Source organism: Xanthomonas floridensis (assembly GCF_001642575.1).
Classification (GTDB): domain Bacteria; phylum Pseudomonadota; class Gammaproteobacteria; order Xanthomonadales; family Xanthomonadaceae; genus Xanthomonas; species Xanthomonas floridensis.
This window is the reverse complement of record NZ_LXNG01000004.1, coordinates 82829-108797: the sequence shown is the minus strand read 5'-3', so window position 1 is coordinate 108797 and position 25969 is coordinate 82829. Positions and strand designations below refer to the sequence as shown.

General features: G+C 65.1%; 18 protein-coding genes, 1 tRNA gene and 3 pseudogenes. 9 read left to right on the top strand and 13 right to left on the bottom strand.

Annotated elements, in window-relative coordinates:
* The first annotated feature begins 155 nt into the window (after nt 1–155).
* Both A7D17_RS03350 and A7D17_RS03345 read left to right on the top strand, forming a co-directional pair.
* Nucleotides 156–1880: an ABC1 kinase family protein gene (locus tag A7D17_RS03350; RefSeq protein WP_064507797.1), complete on the top strand. Its 1725-nt coding sequence runs from the start codon at nt 156–158 to the stop codon at nt 1878–1880.
* 623 nt (nt 1881–2503) lie between these two features.
* The gene (locus A7D17_RS03345; RefSeq protein WP_064507796.1) at nt 2504–4612 is read left to right on the top strand and encodes a phosphoglycerol transferase I; all 2109 of its coding nucleotides are present in this window, start codon (nt 2504–2506) and stop codon (nt 4610–4612) included.
* Between the two features lie 263 nt (nt 4613–4875).
* Here the strand turns inward: A7D17_RS03345 and A7D17_RS03340 are convergent, their stop codons facing one another.
* A complete protein-coding gene (locus tag A7D17_RS03340; RefSeq protein ID WP_161946519.1) occupies nt 4876–7380 on the bottom strand; it encodes a DUF3772 domain-containing protein in 2505 nt (834 codons plus the stop codon).
* Nucleotides 7381–8146: 766 nt separating this feature from the next.
* On the opposite strand from A7D17_RS03340, the gene A7D17_RS03335 reads away from it, so the two are divergent.
* Entirely contained in the window at nt 8147–8488 is a 342-nt protein-coding gene (locus tag A7D17_RS03335) for an HPF/RaiA family ribosome-associated protein (protein WP_064507794.1), read from the top strand.
* 193 nt (nt 8489–8681) lie between these two features.
* Here the strand turns inward: A7D17_RS03335 and A7D17_RS25015 are convergent, their stop codons facing one another.
* The gene (locus tag A7D17_RS25015; RefSeq protein WP_275655076.1) at nt 8682–8807 is read right to left on the bottom strand and encodes a hypothetical protein; all 126 of its coding nucleotides are present in this window, start codon (nt 8805–8807) and stop codon (nt 8682–8684) included.
* A gap of 244 nt (nt 8808–9051) precedes the next feature.
* On the opposite strand from A7D17_RS25015, the pseudogene A7D17_RS24770 reads away from it, so the two are divergent.
* Nucleotides 9052–9264 (top strand): annotated as a pseudogene (locus A7D17_RS24770) (transposase); the annotation flags it as partial.
* A 96-nt stretch (nt 9265–9360) separates the two neighbouring features.
* On the opposite strand, the pseudogene A7D17_RS24765 reads toward A7D17_RS24770, so the two are convergent.
* The 7 genes and pseudogenes from A7D17_RS24765 to A7D17_RS03300 all read right to left on the bottom strand — a co-directional run.
* Nucleotides 9361–9714, bottom strand: a pseudogene (locus tag A7D17_RS24765) (alpha/beta hydrolase); the annotation flags it as partial.
* Nucleotides 9715–10185: 471 nt separating this feature from the next.
* Complete coding sequence (locus A7D17_RS03325) at nt 10186–12324, bottom strand: TonB-dependent siderophore receptor (protein WP_082861698.1); 2139 nt, start codon at nt 12322–12324, stop codon at nt 10186–10188.
* Between the two features lie 153 nt (nt 12325–12477).
* Nucleotides 12478–13185 (bottom strand): superoxide dismutase, encoded by a 708-nt coding sequence (locus A7D17_RS03320; protein ID WP_064507793.1) that lies wholly within the window; start codon nt 13183–13185, stop codon nt 12478–12480.
* Between the two features lie 76 nt (nt 13186–13261).
* Nucleotides 13262–14701: a PepSY-associated TM helix domain-containing protein gene (locus A7D17_RS03315; protein ID WP_064507792.1), complete on the bottom strand. Its 1440-nt coding sequence runs from the start codon at nt 14699–14701 to the stop codon at nt 13262–13264.
* A gap of 1 nt (nt 14702) precedes the next feature.
* Nucleotides 14703–16919 carry a TonB-dependent receptor gene (locus A7D17_RS03310; protein ID WP_064507791.1) on the bottom strand — a complete coding sequence of 739 codons (2217 nt, stop codon included), beginning with the start codon at nt 16917–16919 and terminating at the stop codon, nt 14703–14705.
* Between the two features lie 275 nt (nt 16920–17194).
* On the bottom strand, nt 17195–17701 hold the full coding sequence (locus A7D17_RS03305) for a TonB-dependent receptor plug domain-containing protein (protein ID WP_161946518.1): 507 nt from the start codon (nt 17699–17701) through the stop codon (nt 17195–17197).
* Between the two features lie 337 nt (nt 17702–18038).
* Nucleotides 18039–18629 (bottom strand): DUF2946 family protein, encoded by a 591-nt coding sequence (locus A7D17_RS03300; RefSeq protein ID WP_239692130.1) that lies wholly within the window; start codon nt 18627–18629, stop codon nt 18039–18041.
* On the opposite strand from A7D17_RS03300, the gene A7D17_RS03295 reads away from it, so the two are divergent.
* Complete coding sequence (locus A7D17_RS03295; protein ID WP_239692129.1) at nt 18594–20048, top strand: aminotransferase class V-fold PLP-dependent enzyme; 1455 nt, start codon at nt 18594–18596, stop codon at nt 20046–20048. The genes A7D17_RS03300 and A7D17_RS03295 overlap by 36 nt on opposite strands.
* Here the strand turns inward: A7D17_RS03295 and A7D17_RS24760 are convergent.
* The 3 genes and pseudogenes from A7D17_RS24760 to A7D17_RS03290 form a co-directional block, all read right to left on the bottom strand.
* Nucleotides 19993–20403: a tyrosine-type recombinase/integrase gene (locus A7D17_RS24760; RefSeq protein ID WP_425479561.1), complete on the bottom strand. Its 411-nt coding sequence runs from the start codon at nt 20401–20403 to the stop codon at nt 19993–19995. The two genes, A7D17_RS03295 and A7D17_RS24760, sit on opposite strands and share 56 nt — an antisense overlap.
* Nucleotides 20386–20499: pseudogene (locus A7D17_RS25155) on the bottom strand (Arm DNA-binding domain-containing protein); the annotation flags it as partial. The pseudogene A7D17_RS25155 and the gene A7D17_RS24760, both read right to left, overlap by 18 nt.
* Before the next feature lie 248 nt (nt 20500–20747).
* Nucleotides 20748–20824, bottom strand: a tRNA-Arg gene (locus A7D17_RS03290).
* 38 nt (nt 20825–20862) lie between these two features.
* On the opposite strand from A7D17_RS03290, the gene A7D17_RS24565 reads away from it, so the two are divergent.
* Together A7D17_RS24565 and ubiA are read left to right on the top strand one after the other, a co-directional pair.
* Nucleotides 20863–21003 carry a hypothetical protein gene (locus A7D17_RS24565; protein ID WP_162841724.1) on the top strand — a complete coding sequence of 47 codons (141 nt, stop codon included), beginning with the start codon at nt 20863–20865 and terminating at the stop codon, nt 21001–21003.
* Nucleotides 21004–21217: 214 nt separating this feature from the next.
* Nucleotides 21218–22117 carry a 4-hydroxybenzoate octaprenyltransferase gene (ubiA, locus tag A7D17_RS03285; protein ID WP_064507787.1) on the top strand — a complete coding sequence of 300 codons (900 nt, stop codon included), beginning with the start codon at nt 21218–21220 and terminating at the stop codon, nt 22115–22117.
* A gap of 256 nt (nt 22118–22373) precedes the next feature.
* Here the strand turns inward: ubiA and A7D17_RS03280 are convergent, their stop codons facing one another.
* Complete coding sequence (locus tag A7D17_RS03280; RefSeq protein ID WP_193395304.1) at nt 22374–23099, bottom strand: double zinc ribbon domain-containing protein; 726 nt, start codon at nt 23097–23099, stop codon at nt 22374–22376.
* Between the two features lie 49 nt (nt 23100–23148).
* On the opposite strand from A7D17_RS03280, the gene bioB reads away from it, so the two are divergent.
* Complete coding sequence (bioB, locus tag A7D17_RS03275; RefSeq protein WP_064507785.1) at nt 23149–24183, top strand: biotin synthase BioB; 1035 nt, start codon at nt 23149–23151, stop codon at nt 24181–24183.
* Nucleotides 24184–24701: 518 nt separating this feature from the next.
* A complete protein-coding gene (gene bioF, locus A7D17_RS03270) occupies nt 24702–25907 on the top strand; it encodes an 8-amino-7-oxononanoate synthase (protein WP_064507784.1) in 1206 nt (401 codons plus the stop codon).
* Nucleotides 25908–25969: the final 62 nt, after the last annotated feature.

Below are 25969 nucleotides of genomic sequence, written 5' to 3'. Positions count from 1 at the left end.
GTTGATTGGGCGCCGATGCGTGAGCGATGCCGGCACTGCCTTGCCGCCGTGGCCAGCGCGTGCTGCCGCGCTCGCAAGCGGCAGCGCGATGCGTCCGGATTCACCACCTGACGACCCGGCGCTGGCCACACTCGCCGCTTGCACGATGCCCGGAGATGGCCTTGAGTCCCAACGATCCACACCGCAGCACGGCCCCGGCCGCGCACCCGGCCGACCACGCCGTGGTGGGTGGCATGAGCCGGCGCACGCAGATCCTGCGCCTGCTGTTGCGGTATCGCGGGTCGGGCGTGTTTGCCGGCATGAACCTGGATCCGGCGGCCATCAACGAATACGAAGTGCCTGCCGAAGGCACGCCGGACCAATTCGTCTCCGATCTGGAGGCACTGGGACCCACCTTCGTCAAGCTGGGCCAGATGCTATCCACCCGCCCGGACATCGTGCCGCCGGAGTTCGCCACCGCGCTGGAGCGCATGCAGGAGAACACCAGCTCGGTGCCGGTGGAGCGCATCCGCCAGATCATCGAAGACGAGCTTGGTGTTTCGGTCAATAAGGCGTTCTCGCATTTCGATCCGGTGCCGCTGGGCTGCGCATCGCTGGCGCAGGTGCACCGCGCCGCCCTGCGCGATGGCACGCCGGTGGCGATCAAGGTGCAAAAGCCTGAGGTGGCTGCGCAGGTCCGTTCGGATCTGGATGTGCTCAAGAGCTTCGCCACTGCCGCCGACCGCCTGACCGGCATCGGCCGCCGGGTGCGCTTTGCCGATTGGCTGGGCGAATTCGGCAAGACCTTGCGCGCCGAACTCAACTACCAGGACGAGGCCGAAACCCTGGTGCGCTTCGGCAAGCATCTCAAGCCGTTTCCGCTGTTATGGGTGCCGCAACCGATCTGGGATCTGAGCAGCCGTCGCGTGCTGACCATGCAGCTGGCCGAAGGTGTGCGTGTGGACAAGATCTCCGGCCTGCGCCGCACCGAGCAGCCGATGGACGATCTGGCCGCCGAACTGGTCAAGGGCTACCTGGATCAGATGTTCGTGCATGGCGAAATCCATGCCGACCCGCACCCAGGCAACCTGCGGGTGCTGTCGGACGGCCGTCTGGCGATCTTCGACCTGGGCATGGTGGCGCACGTGCCGCCGCGCCTGCGCGAACGCCTGCTCAAGCTGCTGTTTGCCGCGGTCGATGGCCGTGGCGAAGAGGTGGCCGAAGAGACCATCGCGCTCAGCACGCGGCTGGAAGATTACGACGAGGACCGCTACCAGCGCGAAACCGGGCAGATGATTGCGCGCTACGCCGCCCATGACGCCACCTCCGAAGGCCGGGTGGTGCTGGATCTGGTGCGCATCGCCACCTCCACCGGGCTGCGCACGCCACCGGAGCTGAGCCTGCTCGGCAAGACACTGCTGAACCTGGAAGGCGTGTGCCGCGCCCTGTCGCCGAACCTGGACACCCGTCGCATCGTCGAACGCCATCTGCAGCACGTGATGCGCGCACGCCTGAAAAAATCCATGTCCGCTGCCAACCTGGCCAGCGAGGCGATGGAACTGCAGCACCTGGTACGTGAAGGACCGCGGCGTATGTCCGAGATCCTGTCGCTGGCGGCGGAAAACCGCCTGCAGATGCGCGTCACCGGGCTGGAAGAATCGCATCTGATGGAAAGCCTGCAGAAGATCGCCAACCGCGTCGCGGCCGGCATTGTCACTGCGGCACTGATCATGGCCTCGGCGCAGATGATGCGCATCGACACCGGCTTCAAGCTGTGGGGCTACCCCGCCATTGCAATGGTGCTGTTCCTGCTGGGCGTGGTGCTGGGCCTGGGCATCGTGGTCAGCGCGCTGCTGTTCGACCGCCGCGTACGTGCACGCGAGGAACGCGGCCACCGCTAGCACTGCGCTCGATGGCGCAACAATCCTGCTACACGACGTACTCATGCTGCATGACAGTTCTTACGCATGCCGTTTGGCCTTGTTAGTAGTACTGCGTAGCCTGCGTCACTCGTGACGCACAGTCTGCACCACCTGCAAGGATGTAGTGCACTGCTGCCATTAGACACGTGATGCATGGGTGTACCACACGTCTTGCAGCCACCTGCAGCAACCCCTTCCCCCCGGGAAAGCGGTTGGGGGGGTGAGGGTACGGAGCAACGCCACGCACCAACACGTCGCCCAAACACCAGGCCTATCCGCACCATCGCCAGCCATACAGGCAGCCCGGTGCAAGCAGGCTCTGACGGTGATGCTGACCACGCCAATCGCCTGCACCATCGCGCTTGCACGCTGTGTGCGAGCTGCACAGCGCCAAGCAATGATGCGATACACATAGCGAATGCACGTCCTATGTGCGCGCGTCAGCCAACGCAGCTGGCGACCCCTCTCGGCCTCAACAAACATTTCAGTCAGCTTCGGCGCGGCATAGTCTGTCATCCGGGTGTCACATTGCAGTGACGCACAGGACATGGCGAGCCAGGCGTCCGGTACGCGCTCGCACCATTTCCCCATGGACGCTGCGCATGCATTGGATGTTGTTGGTTTCGTTGCTGCTGTTGTTGTGGCTGTTGGTGGCCTCCCCGCGCCTGGCATGGCTCAAGGCCGGTCTGCTGTCGCTGTTCCTGCTGCTGCTCAGCAGCTGGGGCCTGATCGACCGCCTCAGTGGCGACGGCATCAACGCGGCCACGCTTTATCACCTGCGCGCCGACATGGATGGCGCCGGGGTCAGTGACTTTTCAGGCTACATCGCCGTGTTCATCGGCATGTTGTTGCTCTCGCTCAGCCCGCTGCTGCTGGTGAAGGTGCGCCGCTTCCGGCGACCTCGCGGTGGCGGCGCGGTGTTCGCGGGCTTCGTGGCGATGTTGGTCATCGGCCTGGCGGTCAGCCCGCTATATCGCGACGGCAAGCGGCTGTACTACCAGCTGCGCCCGGTCGACTATGCCACCGTCGTGCCCGAATACCAGGTGCCGCAGCAACCGCTGCAAAAGCGCAAAAACATCGTCTGGATCTACGGCGAAAGCCTGGAACGCACTTACTTCGACGAGTCGGTCTTTCCCGGCCTGATGCCCAACCTGCGCGCGCTGGCCACCGAAGCGGTGGACGTACGCAACCTCACCTCCACCGAAGGCAGCGGATGGACCATCGCCGGCTTGGTGGCGTCGATGTGCGGCGTACCGCTCACCACTGCGCCGGGCGATGAAAACAGCATGGACCGCATGGGCCTGTTCCTGCCCGAAGCGCGTTGCCTGGGCGACTATCTCAAGGATCAGGGCTACCGCAATCACTATGTCGGTGGTGCCGACGCCAGCTTCGCCGGCAAGGGTAGCTTTCTGTCCAGCCACGGCTTCGACGTGGTGCACGACGTGCACTATTTCCACGACAAGGGCATAGCCCCCAAGCATTTCTCTGCCTGGGGCGTGCACGACGACGTGTTGCTGGACGATGCCTGGGACAGCTTCCAGACGCTGTCGCGTGCCGGCCAGCCGTTCATGCTGACCACGCTCACCATGGATACCCATCATCCAGCCGGCCATCTGCCGCTGGCCTGCAAAGGCCAGACATACGAAAGCCCGCTGGGCGATATCGGCCTGTTGCACGCAATCAAGTGCAGCGACCGGCTGATTGGCGAACTGGTCACGCGCATCCGCAACAGCCGCTATGGCACCAACACCTTGATCGTGATCGCCTCCGATCACCTGGCCATGCCGAACGACCTCAGCGATGTGCTTGCCAGGCAGAAGCGTGAAAACCTGCTGCTGTTCCTCGGCAACGGCATCGCACCACAACAGGTGGTCACCCGCGCAGGCAGCACGCTCGATTCCGGCGCCACGTTGCTGCAGCTGCTGGAACCGGGCATGCGCACCTTGGGATTCGGCCGCTCGCTGCTCGCCAACGACGCGCCGCCCAGTGCCAGCGTGGCGGCCAGCCGTGACAGCGGCAAGGATTACCCCCGCTATCTGGCTTATGCACGCACGTTGTGGACCGGGCAGAGCACGCGCCTGTTGCGCGTCAACGGCAATGGCGATGTGGTGGTGGGCGTGCAACAGGTACGCCCGCCGGTCCTGCTGGAGTACGACGAAGACACCAACCTGAAAACGGTGTACCTGGAAAACACCTCGCGCCAGTTCGACCGCACCCACAGCAAGGGCACGCTGGCGTATGTGGACCGCTGTACCGCATTCGAGGACGGGTCGGCCGACGGCGACTGGTGCGCGCTGGTGGTGGACCGCGACCAGCACATGAAGCTGTATCGCGACCCGGACCTCACCCGCGGCGTGGCGGTGGATGCACCACTGGATGTCACCCCGCAGGGGCCGCGCCCCCGCGTGCGCCAGCCGATCATGCTGACCCAGACTGCCCGCAAGACCGAGGCCGGCCGCTACATGCTCGAGGTCTACGCCAAGCGCCGGCCTACCCGCGCGTTCTGGGTCGAAGCCGTTTCGTCCGAGCGCAAGGTGGTGCTGGCCCAGCAGTGGGTGGTGCCCGATGCCGCCGGACGTATCCGCATGCCGGTGGGCCTGGAGCATGCCGTGGACGATCTGGAAATCCGCGCCTGGCTGGACTACACCGAAGACGTCAGTGTTGACGACTTGGCACTGGTCAAGGACGTGGCGGTAGCGGATCGCTCCTAGAACGTCGAACAAGACGCCCGCGCAACCACCGCCGGGTGGGCGCAACTGCCAGGAATACGCACCTATCCCTCGCCCGTGTCGACTCCTGCGCGCCGTCCTCGTCCACCCGACGACGGCGCGCGACGTTCCAGTGGCCGCCCTGCTAACTTGCAGGCGCTGTGTGTAGCGCCAGGTGCAGTGCGCTTCACGCAATGAGTCCAGCGCACCGGTCTTGCAATGGGTGTTGGCCGCACGCGTGCTGCGTGCGCGCTCTCACAAGCTCCTCACCCCTGTGCAGGCGTCTCCTCGCCGCCATCGCGCGCCACGGCAGCGCCTGCACGGCTGAAGCGGATTTCCTGCGGCGATTGCAACGCGATGCCGGCGCCGTCCATGCGTTGCAATAGCGCGAAGAACAGTTCGCTGCGCACACCGTACGAATCGCGCGGGCTACTCACGTAGGCGAACGAGTTGAAGTTGATGTGGCCGCCGGCCAGCGAATCGATGAATACCGAGGGCGCCGGCTCGGCCAGCACCTTGGCATGTTCGGCAAACAGGGTCAGCAGCATGTCGCGCACCTTGGCCGCATCGGCTTCCAGCGGCACCGAGAACTGCAGTTGCACGCGGCCCATCGGGTTGGAGAGCGTCATGTTGCGCACGCTTTTGGTGATCAGCTCCGAGTTGGGCACGATCAGGGTGGAACGATCGCCCACCTGGATCTCGGTCGCGCGCACGCTGATCCTGCGCACATCGCCTTCCTGATCGCCGATCCGCACCCAATCGCCGATCTTGACCGGCCGCTCGGCGAGCAGGATCAGGCCGGAGACGAAGTTCTGCGTGATCGCCTGCAGGCCAAACCCAATACCCACCGACAGTGCACTCAACACCAGCGCCAGCCGCTTCAGGTCCAGGCCCAGCGCAGTCAATCCCCACACCACGACCACCAGCCAGCCGAGATAGCGCGCCACCGTGCTGATCGAATTGCGCGCTCCCGCATCCAGCTCGGTCTTGGGCAGATAGGTGTTGAGCAGCCACTGCTGCACCACGTGCACCAGCCCCATGCCGAGCAGGAACACGCAGAGCGCCCGCACCACATCGCCGGGCGTGATCACCAGTTCCTTGCTGATCGAGATGCCGTGGGTGATGTTCTCCACCCAACCGGTAATCAGGCTGATATTGCCGCCGTAGGGCGTCAGCAGTACGGCGAGGGCCAGCAGCACCAGCAGCACGCGCACCGCTGCCGACATCAGCAGGCCCAGCTGCACCAGGCGGCCGCTGCCGATGCTGAGCGCGTGCGAAAGCGCCCTGCTGAAACGACCTTCGGGCTTGAAGACCCAGGTCAACAGATCGTCAGCGAACACCACCAGCAGCCCGAGCAGACTGCAAATCAGGGTGATCCAGATGATCTGGCGTGCAATGAACAACGACAGGTTGAGATACCCAAACAAGGCCGCCAGCAACGACACGATCACCGCCACATGCCCCAGCAGGCGGATCAGCACGATGACCCCACCGCCACGCGACACCACCGGCGGCGGCTCGCTGCTGTCGGCGCCGGCCGCTCCGGCACTGGCAGCGCGCGCGCGCAACGACAGGCTCAGCCCGGCAAGGGCCGAGAGGATCAGCCCGGCATACAACAGGGCCGCCACCGCATCGGTAGCGGTGGCCGCCGCGCTACTGGTGCGCGCCACCTCGTTGATCTTGATCGCCATGCCACTGCACCAGCTCACCGCAGCGGTGGCCAGGCAATGCACACGCAACCGATCGACTGTGGCGTCATCCAGCGGGAACAACCGCCAGCTGGGTTGATGCTTCATCAACAGGCTGGCGCTGAGCGAACCGACAAAGGCCGCGATGAAGCTGATGATGACCAGCGCATCCAGCAACTCATCCAGATCGGCCGGCACCTCGGCGATTGCACGCACGCTTTCGGCCAGTACCCAGGCTGCCGTGCCCAAACTGATGATGCCGACCAGCAGAAACCACAGGGCCAGTCCGGAGCGCCGCAGCCGCCCGCCCGGCGCGCGCGACGCCGCATAACGCCGGCCGAGATGGCGCAGGAAGATGCGCAGCGGAAATACCAGCAGCAGCGCAATCACCGCGCCGGTCACCAGCCCGCCGACGCCTTTTGCGGCAATGCCGGCACGCAGGACCTGGGCCGCCTCGTCGCTCAGGGCCTGCAATCGCGCACGGTCGTCCGGCCACTGCTGGGCGATCCGGGTCCACAACGCCGGCGATAATGGCGAGGCAACGCGCGTGGACAGCTGCACACTGAACAGCTGCGCGCGCTTGTGTTCCAGGCGTTCGGCAAGGTCACCCGCTTCGGAGGCGAGCAGATTGGCGCGCTTGAGTTGCGCGTCCAGCGTGTTTTTTTCATCCGCCAGCGCCTTGCGCTGTTTTTTCAGATCCACCGGGTCGGTCTTTTGCTCCACCCCCAAGCCGTCCAGGCGCACGCTCAGTTGCTTGAGCGGCGAATCCAGCTGACGTGCCAGATCCTGGGTTTGCCGTTGCGTCGCGGTGACCTGGTCGGTCAGCTCACGCAGCAGGTCGGTATTGGCTTTTTCCAGCCCGGCCTCGCCCTGGTCCAGCACCTTCTGCGCGTTATCCAGCTGGGTCTGCGCAGTCTCCAGCAGCGTGACTTCGTCCTGGGCCAGCGCACCGCCGGCGCACACCAACCAAAGGCCGCAGCACAGCACTACACGCAGCAACAGGCTCGAACCGGCAGACGGGGCGAAGCGGAATTGGGACACGGTCAGGCATCTGGCAGGCGCGCAGCCGCGCGGTGCCGGCATCTTAAGCTACCCTCCGGGCCCGGCCGAGGCCTGCGCTGGCGACGATTCATGCAGACGCAAGCGGAGCGGTCCAGGGCTGCGCTCCCCACGCAAGACGGCCTGCCCGCCACTGCTTGCCCGCGGAGCCAGTTCGAGGCAGTTCGGCAACACGACGAATCACAGCCCGGGCCCATGTCTCCGCTCGGACCCATGCCAACTCGCAACGACTCGGTACCAGCATCCCGACGCACATCGTGCGGTCGCTGTGCATCAGCATCCGGGGCAACGGACACCGCGGTAGCCAGGCTCCGAAGGCTGAAGGCTGGAGGCTGGAGGCTGGAGGCTGGAGGTTGGAGGTTGGAGGTTGGAGGTTGGAGGTTGGAGGTTGGAGGTTGGGGACTGGGAACTGGGGCCTGAGAGCTAGGGGGGTAGGAACTATGGACTAAGGAGCAATTACCGGCGCTAACGTGCCAGGCAAGCCATGCCGCATCCAGGGCATGAAGGGCGTGCGGCATCGGAAACCACTGTCATACCTGCTGCGCATCTCCAGGCGGGCGCGGCCGCTGTTCGCAATCCTCATGGCCCCGTGCATGCTTGGACCTGAGTACGCTGCCCACACCCCCCGGCACCTGCTCGCTAGGTCTCGTGCACCACTTTCACCTCCCCCCACGCAGCCAACCCGCGCATGAACATGCGACGCCTTGTCACCTCGCGGCAACACCGGGCTATCGCAGAATCGAACTACCGCTGCGGCAGACGCAGTGGATGACCGCGAAGGAGACACGCTATGCAGATTCAGATCCAGACCGACAAGCACGTGCCGCATGACCCGTCTGTCGTGCAGCATGTCGAGAAAACCTGCACCGCCCAGTTGGCGCACTTTGCCAACGACATCACCCGCGTCGAGGTGCATCTGCGCGACGAGAACGGCCAACGTGGTGGCGCAGCGGATCGAACCTGCAGTATTGAAGCCCACGTCGCCGGCCTGCCTCCGATCGCGGCCACCAACAGCGCCGAAACCACCGCCTCGGCCGTCACCGGTGCCGCGCGCAAGCTGCGTACCGCCATCGAGCATGCACGCGGCAAGCAGCATGCCAAGGCAACCGCAGCACCGCCAGACGTACTTTGATCTGATGCTTGCTGATTTGATGTGCTGATCCGACACTTGCCAAGCTGGCGACGAGTCAGATCACCACCCGGCAGGGTCGCGCTCACGCGCCCTGCCTGCCAAGAAGTGACGCGAGCAGGCGAAGTGACGCGAGCAGGCCATCGGAGTGTGGACAGACGCTGTCGCACCTGCACTGCTGCGATGCTTCTACTGATCAGTGATCGAAGAAATCACTGCAGTTGGGGCAAGTAGCCGCTACCATGCATTTGACGATGCCCGCCATGACGGCTGTGGCCACCACCACGATGCAGGAGATCAACTCGACCTTGCTCTTCATCATTACGTGCATCCAAAGCTTGCACTGCAATGCGGAGCATCAAACGGGAAGCGAGGCATCTCGCTTCCCGTAGGTGGTATAGGTCGGCGGCTTCAACTCTGGACGCAACCCCAACGGTAATGAAGTGGTCCAGGCGACCTGACCTGAGCGACTTCGCCGCCAAGTGGAGTTGCCCACGTCATCCAGCCGCCTGGACCTGTTGGAACGATACCGCCGACATGCGTTATATGAAGCCGGGACGTCGATTCCATACTGCGCATGGCAGCGCGGCAGCAACGAAAATGCCAACGGGCTGACACGCCAGTACTTACCTCGGCAGGCCGATTTCAGCAGCATCACCGATGCGCACCTGCGATGGATCGAACAGCGGCTCTACGATCGTCCGCGCAAGATACTTGGATTCGAAACGCCCCTCGAAGTCTTCACCGAGGAGGTCCTCAACAGTGTTGCGAATCGGAGTGGAATTCGCCAGCAAGCCCCGCGCCTGCATCCACCAAAGGAACTCCTCGAACCAGTGATCACTGGTCGTGCCTTTGGGATGGAGATCGAAGCCGTGGCCACCACGCGCATAGAGATGCAACTCGGCCTCCACGCCGGCCTTGCGCCATGCGCTATAGAGAAGGATGGGATCGTTCGGCTGGTAGGCATCGTCGGCGGCGCCGGCGATAAATGCCGGAGAAGCGCCGGCAGGCACAGGCAGGCGCAAACCGCCGTAGATCAAGCCGACAAAGTCCGGGCGTGCGGCTTCCGGCCCAATCGCAAGATCGGCCGCGAGATAGGCGCCGCTCGAAAATCCGACAACGCCGACTCGGTGCGGGTCGATCCCCCACTCAGCGGCGCGTTGTCGCACCAGCGCCATCGCCCGCGCGCCATCCTCGATCGCGTGCGGCTCGCCGGCAAAGGCCGGCATCTCGAGAGGTGTTCCGCGCTTGGCACGTGACATGACCAGCTCCATTTCCTTCATGTGGACGGCGGGAATGCGCATCGGGCCATCGCCGCTGCGGATCGTCCGATGTTTCAGCACAAAAGCCGTGATGCCACGCTCGGCCAGTGCACGCGCCACCTCGGTGCCACCGAAGGTGTAGCCAAGAGCGACAAATCCGCCGCCCGGTACGACGATCACCGCGGTGCCGTTCATCCGATCAGGCGCTGGACGGAACAGTTCTAGCGTCGGCACGCTGACGTCGTAGATCAGCGTTTCGCCCGTCTCCAGCGTGTCGTGCTGCTCGGGCACGCCCGTCGACGCTGAAGTTGCTGCCGGCTGCAGCGGAATGATCGTCGAGCCGGCTGCTGACACCTGCGCACAGGCCAGTGGCGACAACCATGCAGACAGCGCACTCAAGCCGGCCACGGCAAGCCAGCATCCCAGAGATTTCATCACTTAGAGATCCACCTTGAGGGTGGCATATGCCGAGCGCGGCTGGTTGGGTGCGACGACCGGATAGCCCATGTACGAATAGGGATCCCAGGCTTTACGCCCGCTCAGGTTGACCAGCGCCAGACCAAGCGTGCATCGGCCGATGTCGTAGGACGCCTGTGCATCGATGGCGGCATATCCAGGCACCGCGATGGTATTGGGCAGCGTGATGTCCCGTGCACTGAACGCGGTGACGCCGGCACCGAAGGCCAGCCCCCTGGCCGGGCCATTGAGCAGTCGATAGCGTGCGGCAAGCCGGCCGCTGTTGTCGGGCACCCGCGCGATCCGATCGCCCGGCGCCAGGTCTTCATCGCGCGTGTCGGTATGCGCGTAGTTGGCCAACAGCGAGAAGGCCGGGCTGGGCTCCCACACCATGTCCACTTCCACACCGCGTGCGCGCTGGCGCCCACTCTGGATGAAGTACCCCGCATTGTTCGGGTCGGAAATTGCGACATCCTCACGCTTCTGCCGGAACATCGCGATGGTGCCCGACAGGCCGGTTGCGGGCAGCGAGAGCTTCATGCCGCCCTCGAGGTTACTGGACGTCTCCGGCTCGGGCGTGGCCAGGCCAATGAAGCCGAACGGTGCACGAAACGCGGTGGCATAGCCTGCGTATAAGGCAACGCCTGGCACGACATCGAACGTCGCACCGATGCGCGGCGAAACATGCGAGTAGGTCTTGTCGTTTGCCACGCCGATGTTGCTGTTCTCGACGAACGTCAGCGAGGTCAGACGCACGCCCCCGGTCAGATGCAGGCGACCGTAGGTCGCCTGGTCCTGGACATAACCGGCGACGGTCGTGAAGCGGTCGTCGGTATAGGAGTTGACCGGAAGCTGCGCCGTATACCTCAGATCGTAGCGGGGAGTTGCAAGGTCGATCGTGCCGGAGGGACTGCCGCTGACGAACAGGCCCATGCCGCTATAAAAGCTGGTCCAGTCGTAGTTGATGCCGCCCAGCAGCGTGTGCGTCCCGCCCAGCATCTCGAGCTTGGCCGAAAGATTGGCATCGAGCGTCGCCTCCTTGGTGCGGTTCACCATCGAGATCGGGAAGACGTCGTAGTCCGGCGCCATGGTGTCGGTCCCGGCCAGGCCTGGATAAACGAAGCTGCCACTTTCATCGACCTTGCCGTGGTAGTAGCGCGCGGTCACGCTGAGCGTCACCCGATCGGAAAAGGCGTGACGCAAGGTGGCCGTGCCCATCTGGCTCCTGTTGCTGGTCAACGGCTGGCCGTTGGGCGAGCCCGGGAACGCATCGCGGTCCAGAAGACCGGCCAGCGCCGCGTCAGCCGGCAGCCCGGAGTACTCCAGCGCGCTGCGACGATTGAACTGGCCTTGCAGCAGCAGGTCGGTGTCGGCATCGATCCGGAACAGCAGGCTGGGCTGCAGGGACCAGCGCTTGCCGTGAACCTTGTCGATCCAGCTGTCGTTGCGCTGGTATTCGCCGGCGATCCTGGCCGTGACAGTGGAGGACAGCGGCACGTTGATGTCGGCAGACGGATTCCAGGTCGAAAAGCTGCCCGCGCGCATCGCCACATCGCCGCGTGGCGCGGTGGGATCCGGGCGCTCGCTCTGGATGTTGATTACCCCACCCAGCGGCGTGCCCAGCCCCCCGCCATAGAGCGTCGCGCTCGGCCCCTTGAGCACGGTGATGCTGGCAATGCCGACCATGCCGATGGGATCGTAGGCCTGCTGGTTGCCGGCGAACAGCGGCAACCCGTCCAGGTACACCTCGGCCGGAAAGCCGCGCACGATGGGCGGAATGAACAGGTTCTCGTCCGAACGCGTCGGCGTGACGCCCGATACGTTGACCAGCGCCTCGCCCAGCGTGCGCCGATCCTGCTCCTGCAGCAGCGCGCGGGTGATGATCTGGACCGACTGCGGCACTTCGAGCAGCGGGGTGTCGGTGCGGGTGGCTGCCGAGGTCGTGGAGCTCGTATACAGGCCACGCGTGGCGGTGACCTCGACCGGTTTGAGCGTCCAACTGGGCGCGGCATCAGTGTCGTCCGTTGCGGTTTGTGCGGCTGCCTCCTCGGCATACGCCGCAGGCAGGGTGCATGCGATCGCCAACAGGAGTGCGGCATTCAAAATCGTTTTCTGGGTCATGACGGGTTCGATGTGGATGGCGTAGGCGTCGACAAAACGGTCGTGGGCTAGCAGGTTGCTGCGCCGAGGCTGCACTGGGTTGGCGAGCGGCCAAGGGGCCGACGCGCGTCGCGAGAGGTCTGCGCAGCGTCACGACCAGGAATCGAGCAACAGTCAGCGCTTTCCCGCAGCAGCGTCATAGCGGGCGTTGACCTGATTCCAGTTGACCAGCGGCCACCATGCCTTGATGTAGTCGGCGCGCTTGTTCTGGTAATGCAGGTAGTAGGCGTGTTCCCAGACATCCAGCGCCAGCAACGGGGTGCCCCGCTCGGCAACCACGTCCATCAGTGGGTTGTCCTGGTTGGGCGTGGTGGTGATGGCGAGCGAGCCGTCCGGTTTGACGATCAACCAGGCCCAGCCTGATCCGAAGAGCTTGCTCGCCGCCTCGGCGAACTTGGTCTGGAATGCCTGCTGGGAACCAAAGGTCTGCACGAGTTTCGCTTGCAGCGCCGGCGACGGATTGCCGCCTTTACCCACGGGCGCCATCAGCGTCCAGAACAGACTGTGGTTGTAATGACCGCCCGCGTTGTTGCGCACCGCAGCGTCATACCGCGACACGCTGGCCTGGATCTCTTCCAACGAGGTGGTGGCCAAGGCGGGGAAGTCCTTCACCTTGGCGTTGAGGTTGTCCACGTAGGCCTTGTGATGCTTATCGTGATGGATCTCCATCGTGCGAGCATCGATTGCCGGTTCCAGCGCGTTGTTGGCATAGGGCAGCGCGGGCAACGAAAACGGCGGCTGGGCGGGCTGTGCAGCAGATGCCGTGCCGGCAATGACCAGCAATGCGGCCGCAAACAGGGACGTAAGGGCGAGTCGTTTCATGATTTTTTCCTCAGCACTGTGGGAGCGAGGCTCCCGGAATGCCCGACAAGCGGGCGATGCGAATCCGCGCGGCGCGTCAGTCCAGCCATCGGAACAGGCGTGATCGGGGTCTGATCCAGCGATCGAACGCCCCCACGACGAGCAGCGACACGAACAGGAGCGGGAGCGCAATGGCCGTTGCGACGGCCAAGCCGAGCAGCCAGCGAAATGGCATGCGGCGATCGGATCCGGGCGCGCCGATGCGGCCCGCCGGCTTGCGGCGCCACCACATCACCATTCCCGAGACACAGAGAACGACGATGCCGACGCAGGCACACAGCATGACCAACTGGTTTGCACGGCCGAAGTAGTTGCCCATGTGCAACTGCACGCCCATCTCGATGGCCTGGGCGACGCCGCCGTAGTCGTCGAAGCCGGCCCGAACCAGCAGCTTGCCCTGCGTATCGAAGTGATAGGTGACCTGCCCTTGGGGCCGGTCCGGGTAGGTGTAGACCATCAGCGCACCGCGTTGCGTGCTGGGCAGGAACACCCGCAGCGGATCGGCCGTGCCCGCAGCGCGGACGTGCGCGATCGCGCGTTCCAGGCCTGCATCGGTCCACTGGCGTGCAGCGCCCGGGGTCGGGGTGGGATGGGGTGCGTGATGCGAATGCACCGGGTCGGCAGCGGCGTCGGCGGGTGGCATCGGTGCATGCTGCAGCGTCCATGGGACGTCGTTGAATGCCGTCCCGACCGTCGGCGCAGTCGGTGTGACGTAACGCCGATAGACCGGCGGGTAGCCTGCGTCGATCGCCTCTGCACCGCGGCGCACCCAGTCACCCCAGAACGATGCCCAGGGAAGGCCGGTGAAGATCAGGAACAACACCAGCAGGCAGACCCAAACCCCGGTCGCTGCGTGGAGCGACGTCCAGAAGGCGCGCCCCCTGGCATGTAGATCCGGGACCACGCCATGCCACCAGGCGTGCCCTTTGCCACGTGGCCACCCCAGATACAGCCCGCTCAGAAGGAGCAACACCGCCCAGCAGGCGGCCAGCTCGATCAGATAGCTGCCTGCAGTGCCGAGCATCAACGAACCATGCAGACGGTCGGCGAGTCCCACCAATGTCCGGGAGGGCACCAACGTGCCCAGCACGCGATGGTCGGCCGGATTGACGAAGGCGATCTGGCTGGGGGCGTCGGCAACATCCAGATAGACCTGGGCGGGCCGTTGCGGGTCGGTGGGCACATCGATCCGCGTTGCCGTGCTCTGCGGAACCTGCGCTTGCGCCGCATCGATCATGCTCCCGAGTGAGGATCGCTGCTTCCAGGGGGCCGGGGTGAAGCGCAGGTGCGGATAGATCGCATCGTTCAATTCGTCGTTGAACAGGTAGATCGCACCGGTCACTGCCAGCATCAACACGAAGGGAGCGACAAACAGGCCGGCGTAGAGGTGCCACCGCCAGAACAGGCGATGCAGGTCTCGTCGGCCTGCTTCGGCAAGCCGGACGTCTGCCGGGCCGGGAATGCGGTCTCGGTCCATGTCAGAACCGGGTGCGCAGGGTCAGCTCAACGCTGCGGGGCGCGCCAAGGTAGATGTGGGTGGACGGATAACCGGAATAGGTTCCGTAAAGTTCGTCCGACAGATTGCGCACGCGCAGCACCGCCGATACCCGCTGCCAGTCGTAGCCCACCCATGCATCGAAGCTCGTGTATCCACGGACATGAATGGTGTTGGCGTTGTCGGTGTAGAAACCGCCGACGTTGCGACCGGATGCTCCGATCGACAGCGGAACGCTCGGGAAACGGTAGCTGGCTGCCAGGGAAGCCGTGCCGTTGGGAACATTGATGGGCCGGTTGCCACTGCGGTCGGCGCCACCGACTTCCAGCAGCCGGTCGTAGCGCGCGGTGCCGTAAGCGGCCGCAAGATCCAGTCGCAACCCCCGCGTCATCTGGGCTTGCGCAGAGAACTCCACACCCTGGGAAGACTGCTCGCCACCCTGGACACTGATGCTCGGGTTGGCTGGATCGCGGGTGAGGATGTTGTCCCGCTCGATCCGATAGGCCGCCGCCGTCAGCTCCACGCGCTTGTCCCATGCGCTCGCCTTGACGCCTGCTTCAAGCGACGTCCCCTTGCTGAGGTCGAACACGCCAGCGGCCGGGCGCATGGTCAGCAGGGTAGAAACAGGACTCACCGCAGTGGCGTATTGCCCATACACCTGAACGTCTGGGGTCAGGTCGAACACCGTGCCCACCCGCCAGGAAAAGGGGCTGTAGTCGGGACGAAACGACTCGGCACTGCCGGTGTTCAGATCGCGAATATCACGCGACAGCGCGATCTTTTCAAAGCGCGCGCCAGCGAGCAGTATCCAGCGGTCTGTCAGGTTGAGCGCGTTCTCGGCGAACACCGCCGAGGTGCGAAGGCGGGAGTCGAAGATCACGTTGTTGCCTGCGCCGGGGAAGTTGCCCGCCGCTCCATCCGGGAATACGCCAAGCTGCGGGTCGAGCAGCGACACAGGCGTGGTCACCCCGGTTTGCCGCGGGTTGTAGAAATCGGTGTCGTTGTGCTCCACCCCTGTGGTGAACCGGTTGCGATGCCCGCCCACCTGGCCGTCGAACGACAGCGCAAGCCGTTCGTTCCAGAACCGCTGATCGTGCCGGATTCGCTCAGCGGTGCGCGAGAACTGCCCGCTCGCGCGGTTGTAGATCCAGTTATCGGAATAGAAGAAATCCCGATCGGCCTGATACCAGCTCAAGTCGTTCTGCAGCGACCAGTTATTGCCCAGCGGAAGATCCATGCGCCAGCGCAACAGGTCGCTCTTGGCACCGCTGGTTGCGCCCAACGGGTTGTAGTTGAGGTGACGTGTTGCCTTGTCGACGACCAAGCCACTCGTGCTACGGACGACATGACTCGGCGATCGGGCGACATCCGCCGGCACCATCGGGGAGCCCTGATAGGTGCCGGTGCTGTCGTCCTCGGCGTGCTCGAAAGAGAACAGCATCGCCACCCCGGTGCCGGGACGCCATAACAGGCTGCCACCGACCGTCAACAGATCCGTCTGGTTGTTGTCGATGTCATTCAGGCTGTCGGAGCGCAATCGGCTGACGAACCCACGAACGGCGACGGTGTCCGAGATCGGCTTGTTGACATCAAACCCGCCTCGCCAGGTGTTGAAACTGCCGAGCCCGAGCATGCCTTCCATGGAGGGTGCGCCCAGTTGCGGTTTGCGGCTCACCAGGTTGATGACCCCGCCCAGGGCGCCTTCGCCATACAGCACAGACGCCGGGCCGCGCAGCACTTCGACACGTTCCAGTCCGAACGTGTCCAGGTTGCGGGTCACGATCGTCGAGGTGCCAAGCCGCACGCCGTCGTGCAGGACCGACACCGTGTTACCGCTGAACCCGCGCATCGTGACCACCGCCGGGTTGCCCGGGACATTGCCGACCATGGCGCCGGCAACCATGTCGAACACTTCGCTGGTGGTGCGTGCTCCCTGCCTGGCGATGTCGCCCTGATCGATGACTTGCAGCGACGCCGGCGTCTGTCGTTGCGTCAGGCCCAACCGACTGCCGACGGTTGCCGGCGCATCCAGCAGTCGCTCGCGCTGTCCCTGCACCTTCAGCGTGTCCAGTGTGGTGGCTTCAGCAGGTGGCTGGGTATCTGCCTGTGCGTAGGCTGTCGACACGCAAGAACCGCTGATGCTCAACAGAAGAACTGCGCTCTGAGGCAGCCTGCCTGATGCACATCGGGAGATCGTCATGGATAGAGCGTTGAAACGGGATCCGGTGCCGCGGTAGCGCCGGTCCGCCGGCGTCAGTGTCCAACCGGGCATCTGGTCAGTCGCACACTGTGCCGTCGGTGCGCCGCTGCTTTCGGCAAGCGCTGCAGGTGCCAACCAGGGCCACGCCACCATGCTGGCGATATTCAAGGATGTCTCGTGTGTCATCGTAGAGCTCAAAGGGAGAGAGGGAAGCAACGCCTAGGTCGAGTGGCACAGCCAGGCAAACCACCACGGCGCACTCAGTCGGCGAAGCGCTAGGGCAGCGTCAACTGCGCTGTCGCAGGCGCATTCGGCGTCAGGGGGTAGTTGAAAACGCCGGCAGAGCCGCCCACGTAGAACCTGCGGTCGAAGACATTGAGCAGATTGAGCTGCGTGGTCCACGGACCTCGCGCGTAGGACACCATCGCGTCCGTGCGGGTATCGCCCGACAGCTGGAACGTGTGGGGCAGCGTGGCCTGCCGCGTACCGATATTGAAGAACGTGGCGCCGTTGCCTCCGTAACTGGCTTCGGCATGCACGCCGCTGACGTTGTCCATCAGTTGCTCGGTGCGTGTCACGCCGCGATCCCGCAGCACCTCCGAGGGCACCACCTGGATCGAGGCGGGGTAATCGGCCAGCGCGATCTCCGCCTGGGTCGTGCTGTTTGCCTTGTCGGCGGCGTAATCGCCGATCACCTGCACCGCCGGCAGCTGCGTGGCGTCCTGGGCAGCGGCATGCTGCACGGCTCCGGCCATCAGCAGGCATCCCAATGTCGTCTTCATGAGATTTTTTCGACCTTGTGTCGAGACGCCGCATGCCCCGAAGCGCGCGCGCAGGCAGAACGTCATTCGCGTGGAATGCCATCCCAACGCGCCATGCGCCATGCGCAACCGCACCGCGACATCGGCGTACAGCGTTTCAAGTGAGGTCGCATCCAAACCGCAGGCGTTGCCGGCAATGCCCCACTAGCCGAACTCGACTTAGCGAGCGCAACCACACGCACCGCTCAAGTGCGGCGGCACGATGCGTCGCCGCGGTCGGATCATCGGCGACGGCAGAGCAGCAGATGCGAACACGGACTGCCGGCGACCAAGCGCAAGCAAGCCAAGACCAGCAGGATCAGGCTGGCAGGGCGTCCGGCGGGCCGCGTGCGCCATGGGCCGGCCACGCGCTCGCTCCGAACGGCACGGTCCGCAATGCCGGAGGCTGCGTCATTGCCTGCTGCAACAAGGGCAGCAGTAGCACTAGCAGCAGGAAGGGCAGCAAATTCGCTGCGAGAACGCAGTAATCGCAGGCCATGCCATCGCGGTGATCGACCGACAGGGTTCCGGCGTCGCCGTGGCCCATGCCGGACATCGCCAAGTCCATCGACATCATGTGCGCAGCGTGCGCCGATGCCATGACCGCGCCCGCCTCGAGCTGCTGCAGGCCACCGCTGGTGCACAGATCGGTCAACTGACGCAGTCGATCCGCCTCCGCGTCCGGCTGCATCCAGCGGCTGACCACCGGCGCAACGGCCATCAGCAGCGCGCCCATCAGGGCGAGCCGGTGCATGACCTGCAAGAAGCGTGGGTGGCGCAGCATGGTCGGTAGTCTAGACCATGGAGCACGCTCCCGGCGGCGGCGCTTGGGTCGCGCCTGCCAGCCGATGCCCGCCGTGCGCGACACCGCCTCATGCTGCATGTCTTCAAGCCAGATGACGTCATCCAAAAAAATTCCATGCGCGGCGTGTCCAGGACGTGTGCTGCCCGCTATCGTGCTGATGCGACACTTTCACTGCAGAGGATCTCCATGGCAAACCGAAGGCGTTTTCTCCAGCTGTCGGCTTCAATCGCCGCTTCGTCCCTGGTCGTTGATGCTGCTCCCACAGCGCTGCGTGATGTACCTGTCTCGACCAAGTCGCCGCAGTTGCTCGCGCAAGACGAAGCGCACTGGCAGGCGGTGCGGGCGCTGTACCCGGTGCAGGACGACATCATCAACCTCGAGCATGGTTATTGGGGGAAGATGGCCACGCCGGTCGAGGAAGCGCTTGCGCGCAACACGCACAAGGTCAACAGAGAACTTTCCTGGTACGCACGCCGTGACTACGACCGCGATTTCCTGGCGGCACGCACCGCGGTGGCCGCCGCGCTGGGCGTCAAGACCAACGAATTGATGCTCACCCGAAATGCCACCGAGTCCTTCGTCAACCTGATCACGCAGTACAACGGTCTGACGGCCGGCGATGCGATCCTGTGGGCCGATGCCGACTACCCGGAATTCAAGCGAATGATGGCGTGGCTGGCACGCAGTCGCGGTGTCGAAGGCCACATGCTTGCTCTTCCCGCCACAGGAGCCGATGACGACTATCTCGCTGCCTACCAACAGGCGTTCGACGCACATCCCAACCTGAAGCTGATTCTGCTGACCCATGTCAGCAACCAGCATGGGCTGGTGCTTCCGGTCAGGAAGATCGCCGCGATCGCACGGCAACGAGGCATCCATGTGATCTGCGACTGCGCCCAGTCCTGGGGCTTGCTGGACTTCAAGCGCGACGATCTCGACGTCGACTGGGCCGTGTTCAATCTGCACAAGTGGATCGGATCGCCGGTTGGCGTGGGTGCGTTGTACATGCGCGAAGGCACCCTGGCGCCGGTGATGCCTTTCCCAGGCGAAGATGCCGGCGATGGCGATGTCGCCAATCGCGTGCATCTAGCCACCTCGGACTTCGCCGCGTTCCTGACGGTGCCCGATGCCCTGGCGTTCCACCGGGCCATTGGCGGGGCCAACAAGCAAGCGCGGCTGAACTATCTGCAGCAAGCCTGGGTAAGCGAATTGAAAGATGCATCGAACGTCGAAGTGCTTGGCGCCACCAGCGTGCACAACGCTTCGGGCATGGGCGGCTTCCGCCTGCGTGGGCAGGCTTCCAAGGAGCAAGTCAATGCCCTGCAAAGGCGACTTCAGCGGGACTACGGCATCTTCACCGTGGTCCGCAACGACTTGGCCAGCGGCGCCTGCATTCGCGTCACACCGCAGACATTCACCCCAGTCGCCCACATGCAGGCGCTTGCGCAAGCGGTCAACAGCATTGCGGCTACCGCGCCCAAAAAAGATCGGCAGCCGGGTCACACTGAGCCTTGCCTGCGGTGATGGCGTATCGAAACACCATGCTGGCAATGCCCCGAGCGCGATGCGCTGTCTCAATGGCGCCACGCATTTCTATCTTGCGCAGGACCGCTAGAAGCTCCGGCGCAGAGATCTTAGCGATAGGCCTATGCCCTAGATAGGGGTTGAGGTCCTTTTCGACGATTCTGCCATTGCGCTTCATCGTCAGGACCGAGTTCTTCTTGCCATGCAGGTTCAGGAGTTCTGCAGCGACAGCTGCAAGGCTGAGCGGGGACCGATCAACGCGAATAAGCCTGTCGACCCTTCTCTTCTCACCTGGGTCAATGCCTGACCGAAGGACTTTGCGTACCTTTAGATGCTGAGCTCGCGCCTGTGCCAGGCTGACCTCTGGGTAGACCCGCAGCGCTAAGCGCTTCTCCCTACCGCCGAATCGATACTTCCATCGCCAGAGCTTGGCGCCCTTCGGCGAGATCTCGACGTATAAGCCGCCGCATCGAACAGCCTCACGGGCTTGGTGGCCGGCTTTGCACTGGGTATTGCTGCGTCACTTCAGGGCATGGGGGCATCCCTATCACTGCTAGGGGCTGGTGCCCCCCATCCATGCCCCCGATCGGCCTGGATTTCAATGGAATTAGGGTGGACCTTGCAGGACTGGCAGGCAACAAAAAACCCCCGATTTCTCGGGGGTTTTGGACTTTCTTGGACGTCCCTGGAGGGGTCATCTGGTGCGCCCGGAGGGATTCGAACCCCCGACCAATGGCTTCGGAAGCCACTACTCTATCCGGCTGAGCTACGAGCGCCTGGCCGCGCAGTATGCCAGAACCCGTGCCTCCGCGTGATGCCTGCCCCCCCAGCAAGCGTGGCTGGTGGCTGGTGGCTGGTGGCTGGTGGCTGGTGGCTGGTGGCTGGTGGCTGGTGGTTGATGGCTGATGGCTGGTGGTTGATGGCTGATGGCTGGTGGCTGGTGGCTGATGGCTGATGGCCGATCACCACGGCACCAACGGCGCACCGCACCTCAGCATGGTGTTCTAGTTGCGCCGCCCCCGGCGCCTGCCAGGCTCCCCCGGTCTTAAAGTGGCGAGCGGCGACCCAAGCTGCCGTCCCTGCCGGCGAGGCAATGTTTCAGCTGGCAGGCCGCAGTTGCGCCAGCCCGTGCATGGCTGCATCCGGAGCGCGCTGCTACCCTTTGCAGCATGAGCAAACATGGTGTTGAACAGGTCCCCACCGCGCCCGCGCTGACGTGGTCTGCGCGGTTGGGGCAGTACTGGAAGCTGGTGCGGGGCGACCGCCCGATCGGCAGCCTGTTGCTGCTCTGGCCCACCTGGTGGGCGCTGTGGCTGGCCGCCGACGGCATGCCGCCGCTGTGGACGCTGTTCGTGTTCACCGCCGGGGTCTGGCTGACCCGCTCGGCCGGCTGCGTGATCAACGACTATGCCGACCGCTGGCTGGACCCGCATGTAGAGCGCACCAAGTCGCGCCCGCTGGCCACCGGCGCGGTGTCCGGGCGCGAGGCGCTGTGGGTGTTCGTGGCGCTGATGCTGGTGGCGTTCGCGCTGGTGCTCAGCCTGAACTGGCTGACCGTGGCGCTGAGCGTGCCCGGGGTGTTCCTGGCCGCCAGCTATCCGTATCTCAAGCGCCATACCCATCTGCCGCAGGTCTATCTGGGCATGGCGTTCGGCTGGGGCATCCCGATGGGTTTTGCCGCCGTACAAGGCAGCGTGCCATTGCTGGGCTGGCTGTTGTACGCGGCAAATATCCTGTGGGCGACCGCGTACGACACCTGGTATGCCATGGTGGACCGCGACGACGACATCCGCATGGGCAGCAAGTCCACCGCCATCCTGTTCGGCAAGTACGATCTGCTGGCGCAAGGCGCGCTCTATGCGGCGATGTTTGCCACCCTGGCGGCGGTAGGACGACGCGCCGGCCTGGACGCTGCCTACTGGGCGGGCCTGGGTGTAGCGGCGGCGCTGGTGCTCTACGAATTCCGCATCGCCCGCCACCGCGAACGCGGCCCCTGCTTTCGCGCCTTCCTGCATAACAACTGGGTGGGCCTGGCGATCTTTGTCGGCATCGCGACGGCGGTGCGTTAGAAGCCGGGATTAGGGATTAGGGATTCGCCAGGAGCTGCGCGGCAGGCTCTCCGGGTAGTCGATGTCTTCCCGGAACCGCGGTGGACCACGCACCCATCTGTCCAGAGTGGGGCCCGGAGCACTGAAGACCACTGCGCAGGCGCCAAGCCGCTCTGCTGCGGGAGATGAGTTGGAATGAGGGTATGGACCGATGCAACAAGACCGTACCCGCCCCAGCACCTGCCCTATCGAACGCGCACCGCTCCCAGCCGCACCGTCACGGCACCCGCGCGCAGACCCAGGCATCCACCCGTTGCACGCCGGCCTGGCGCAAGGCCTGCGCAGCCGCGTGCAGCGTGGCGCCGGTGGTCATCACGTCGTCCACCAGCGCTACATGTGCGGGCAGGGCGCCGCGTGCGATGAAGGCCTCGCGCAGATTGCGTTGGCGCTCAACCGCATCCAGCTCCGATTGCGGCGCGGTGGCACGCACACGGCGCAGTAGTGGCAGGCACGGCAGCTGCAGCGCCCTGCCGAGCGGCCTGGCCAGCTCAAGCGCCTGATCGTAGCCGCGCTGGCGCAGGCGTTGCCGGTGCAGACTCACCGGCACCAGTGCCTGCGGCCGGGGCAACTGGGCGCAGCGCCTGGCCATCAGCTCGCTCAGCAGGCGACCGGCCGCCAGGTCCTGGTGGAATTTGAAACGGCGCAGCAGGCCATCCACCGGCCAGCGATAGGTAAAGCAGGCATGCACGCGCTGCAGCGGTGGCAGCTGCTGCAGGCAGTGTCCGCAGAGCGCCACGCTGTCGGATGCAAACAAGGGCGTGGCGCAGCACAGGCAGGCATGGCCGTGCTCCGGCAGCGCGGCCCGGCACGACGGACACAGATCGCAATCGGCCATGCCCGCTTCCGCGCAAACCAGGCACAGGCTTGGTAGCAGCAGCCGCAGCACCCGCTGCGGCCATCTGTAAACCGAACCCACTTCAGTAAAGTTGACAGCCTCTTCCATGCTCACCAGACTGCCTGGCTTCCAAGCCGCTGACTGTCAGGAAACTCCGATGTCTGTTGTCGTACGCCATGACTGGGATCGCAAAGAGCTGCAGGCGTTGTTCGATCTGCCGTTCCCCGAGTTGCTGCATCACGCGGCCAGCGTGCACCGCGCACAGTTCGATCCGGCGCAGGTGCAGGTCTCCACGCTGCTGTCGGTCAAGACCGGCGGCTGCCCGGAAGATTGCGCGTACTGCCCGCAGGCACAGCGCTACGACACCGGCGTGACCGCGCAAAAGCTGATGGAGACCGAAGACGTCGTCGCCAAGGCGCGCCAGGCCAAGGCCGCCGGTGCCTCGCGCTTCTGCATGGGCGCGGCGTGGCGCTCGCCCAAGGAGCGCGACATCCCCAAGGTGGCTGCGATGATCCGCGAGGTCAAGGCGCTGGGGCTGGAAACCTGCGCCACGCTCGGCATGCTCGACGCCGGCCAGGCACGCGCGCTCAAGGACGCCGGGCTGGACTACTACAACCACAATCTGGACACCGCGCCGGATTACTACGATTCCATCATCCACACCCGCCAGTACCAGGACCGCCTGAACACGCTGGAACATGTGCGCGATGTGGGCCTGAAGACCTGCTGCGGCGGCATCGTCGGCATGGGCGAGACCCGCGAGCACCGCATCGGCCTGCTGCTGGCGTTGGCCACGCTGCCGGCGCACCCGGACTCGGTGCCGATCAACCAGCTGGTCCAGGTCGCCGGCACCCCGCTGCACGGCACCCAGCAACTGGACCCGTTCGAGTTCGTGCGCATGATCGCCGTGGCCCGCATCACCATGCCCAAATCGATGGTGCGCCTGTCCGCCGGCCGCGAAGCGATGAGCGACGAACTGCAGGCGCTATGCTTCCTGGCCGGTGCCAACTCGATCTTCTACGGCGAAAAACTGCTCACCACCGGCAACCCGGACACCGAGCGCGACCAGGCCCTGTTCCAGCGCCTGGGCCTGCGCCCGATGCAGATCACCGTCGACGCCGCCGACCACGACCACCCCGGCACCGTGCATGCGGACATCACCTGTGGGGCGGCGTGCGAACACGCGGCATAACCACGGATTTTCCTCGCTGCATAGGATCGTGATGCATCGACGTCCTTGCGGTGGCTGGCCGGAGCTACGCCGCTGCGGGGCAGCGACCTGACCACCTGCCGGACATTCTGCTGCCAGCTGGCGACGGTCGACAAGGTGCGGTGACCCCATCGTGCAGGCAGATCTTGTGATGGGTCTCGCTGCAGCCCCGTCACGCAACGTCCGCGGGCATCTGTCGGTGCAGGCGGTCCTGATTGGTTGATGCCGAATCACAGCCGCTGGTCTGATCCACTGTCGGTGGAGGCCATCGGCGCCACGCATGCCCGCTGCCGGTGCGCGAAGCCCTCTGGGCGTCGGCCGGACCTGTTGAAACATCCGATGGGGCGACATCACCGGCATCAGGCGGCACGGCACCCCATCGGCATCCAGCGGCTGGCACGTGGGCAAACCCTGCATCGCCGGCACCGGCCGTCGGTACCAGCTGGGCGACGCAGGCGCGGCACGCTACGCTAGCGGCCCTTTCCGTGATCGAATTCCCCATGACTCGCCCCGATCTGCACGAACGGATTTCGTCGCTGCGCAAGTTGCGCGTGGCCCAGGAGCGGGTGCGGGTACGCCGGATGGTTGGCCGTCGCGACGGGGTGCGGCTGGAAATCGATGGCCGCTGGCTGACCGGCTTCTGCTCCAACGACTATCTGGGCCTGTCGCAGCAGTTCGAAGTGGTGGCCGCGCTGCAGGATGCCGCTGCGCGCGACGGCGCTGGCGCCACCGCCTCGCACCTGATCTGCGGGCACCACACCGCGCACGAGACGCTGGAACGCGAGATCGCCGACTGGCTGGGCTATCCGTCGGCCTTGCTGTTCGGCAGCGGCTTCATTGCCAACCTGGCTGTGCAGCAGGCCCTGCTCAGCGAAGAGGACGATGTGTGCGTACAGGACCGGCTCAACCACGCCAGCCTGCTCGATGCCACGCGCCTGGCCGGCTGCCGGCTGCGGCGTTATCCGCACCTGGACGTGGAAGGCGCAATGCGCCAGCTCAAGGGTGCCCCCGAGGGCGCGGCGATGCTGGCCAGCGACGGCGTTTTCAGCATGGATGGCGATGTGGCGCCGCTGCGCGCACTGAGCCTGGTGGCGCGCATGCAGGAAGCGCTGTTCTATGTCGACGATGCGCACGGCGTGGGCGTGCTGGGCCCGCAAGGGCGCGGCTGCGTGGCCGACGCCGGCCTGGGCGTTGCCGAAGTGCCGCTGCAGTTGGTCACGCTGGGCAAGGCGCTGGGCGGTTATGGCGCGGTGGTGGTCGGCGAGGAAGCGCTGGTGCGCCACCTGGCCGAAACCGCGCGCCCCTACATCTACACCACCGCCCTGCCGCCGGCGCAGGTGGCCGCCACGCTGGCCGCAGTGCGCCTGGCACGCCGCGACGATTGGCGGCGTGCGCGCCTGGTGGAACTGATCGGCGCCTTCCGCGACGGTGCGCGCCGGCATGGTTTCGAGCTGATGGCCTCCGATACGCCGATCCAGCCCTTGCTGTGCGGCGAAGAGGCGACGGTGATGGCGATGTCGGCCGCGCTCGAGCAGGCCGGCTTCATGGTCGGTGCGATCCGCCCGCCCACCGTGCCCGAAGGCAAGGCGCGTCTGCGCGTCACCTTGTCGGCGCTGCATACCCCGCAGCAGGTGCAGGCACTGGTCGTGGCCATCGTGCAGGCGCGCGATGTGGTCAGCCGGCAGCCGTTGCGCGCTTCGGCCTGACGGTGGGCGACAGCGCGCCGGGGGACTGGCCGGTGCCAGACTGTCGAGCGACTCGCCGACAC

What these genes read in the sequence shown, in the direction of transcription:
- A7D17_RS03350 (WP_064507797.1), top strand. Translation starts at nt 156, where the DNA reads ATGGCCTTGAGTCCCAACGATCCACACCGCAGCACGGCCCCGGCCGCG.
- A7D17_RS03345 (WP_064507796.1), top strand. Translation starts at nt 2,504, where the DNA reads ATGCATTGGATGTTGTTGGTTTCGTTGCTGCTGTTGTTGTGGCTGTTG.
- A7D17_RS03340 (WP_161946519.1), bottom strand. Translation starts at nt 7,380, where the DNA reads ATGCCGGCACCGCGCGGCTGCGCGCCTGCCAGATGCCTGACCGTGTCC.
- A7D17_RS03335 (WP_064507794.1), top strand. Translation starts at nt 8,147, where the DNA reads ATGCAGATTCAGATCCAGACCGACAAGCACGTGCCGCATGACCCGTCT.
- A7D17_RS25015 (WP_275655076.1), bottom strand. Translation starts at nt 8,807, where the DNA reads ATGATGAAGAGCAAGGTCGAGTTGATCTCCTGCATCGTGGTGGTGGCC.
- A7D17_RS03325 (WP_082861698.1), bottom strand. Translation starts at nt 12,324, where the DNA reads ATGACCCAGAAAACGATTTTGAATGCCGCACTCCTGTTGGCGATCGCA.
- A7D17_RS03320 (WP_064507793.1), bottom strand. Translation starts at nt 13,185, where the DNA reads ATGAAACGACTCGCCCTTACGTCCCTGTTTGCGGCCGCATTGCTGGTC.
- A7D17_RS03315 (WP_064507792.1), bottom strand. Translation starts at nt 14,701, where the DNA reads ATGGACCGAGACCGCATTCCCGGCCCGGCAGACGTCCGGCTTGCCGAA.
- A7D17_RS03310 (WP_064507791.1), bottom strand. Translation starts at nt 16,919, where the DNA reads ATGACGATCTCCCGATGTGCATCAGGCAGGCTGCCTCAGAGCGCAGTT.
- A7D17_RS03305 (WP_161946518.1), bottom strand. Translation starts at nt 17,701, where the DNA reads ATGAAGACGACATTGGGATGCCTGCTGATGGCCGGAGCCGTGCAGCAT.
- A7D17_RS03295 (WP_239692129.1), top strand. Translation starts at nt 18,594, where the DNA reads ATGCTGCATGTCTTCAAGCCAGATGACGTCATCCAAAAAAATTCCATG.
- A7D17_RS24565 (WP_162841724.1), top strand. Translation starts at nt 20,863, where the DNA reads ATGCCTGCCCCCCCAGCAAGCGTGGCTGGTGGCTGGTGGCTGGTGGCT.
- ubiA (WP_064507787.1), top strand. Translation starts at nt 21,218, where the DNA reads ATGAGCAAACATGGTGTTGAACAGGTCCCCACCGCGCCCGCGCTGACG.
- A7D17_RS03280 (WP_193395304.1), bottom strand. Translation starts at nt 23,099, where the DNA reads ATGGAAGAGGCTGTCAACTTTACTGAAGTGGGTTCGGTTTACAGATGG.
- bioB (WP_064507785.1), top strand. Translation starts at nt 23,149, where the DNA reads ATGTCTGTTGTCGTACGCCATGACTGGGATCGCAAAGAGCTGCAGGCG.
- bioF (WP_064507784.1), top strand. Translation starts at nt 24,702, where the DNA reads ATGACTCGCCCCGATCTGCACGAACGGATTTCGTCGCTGCGCAAGTTG.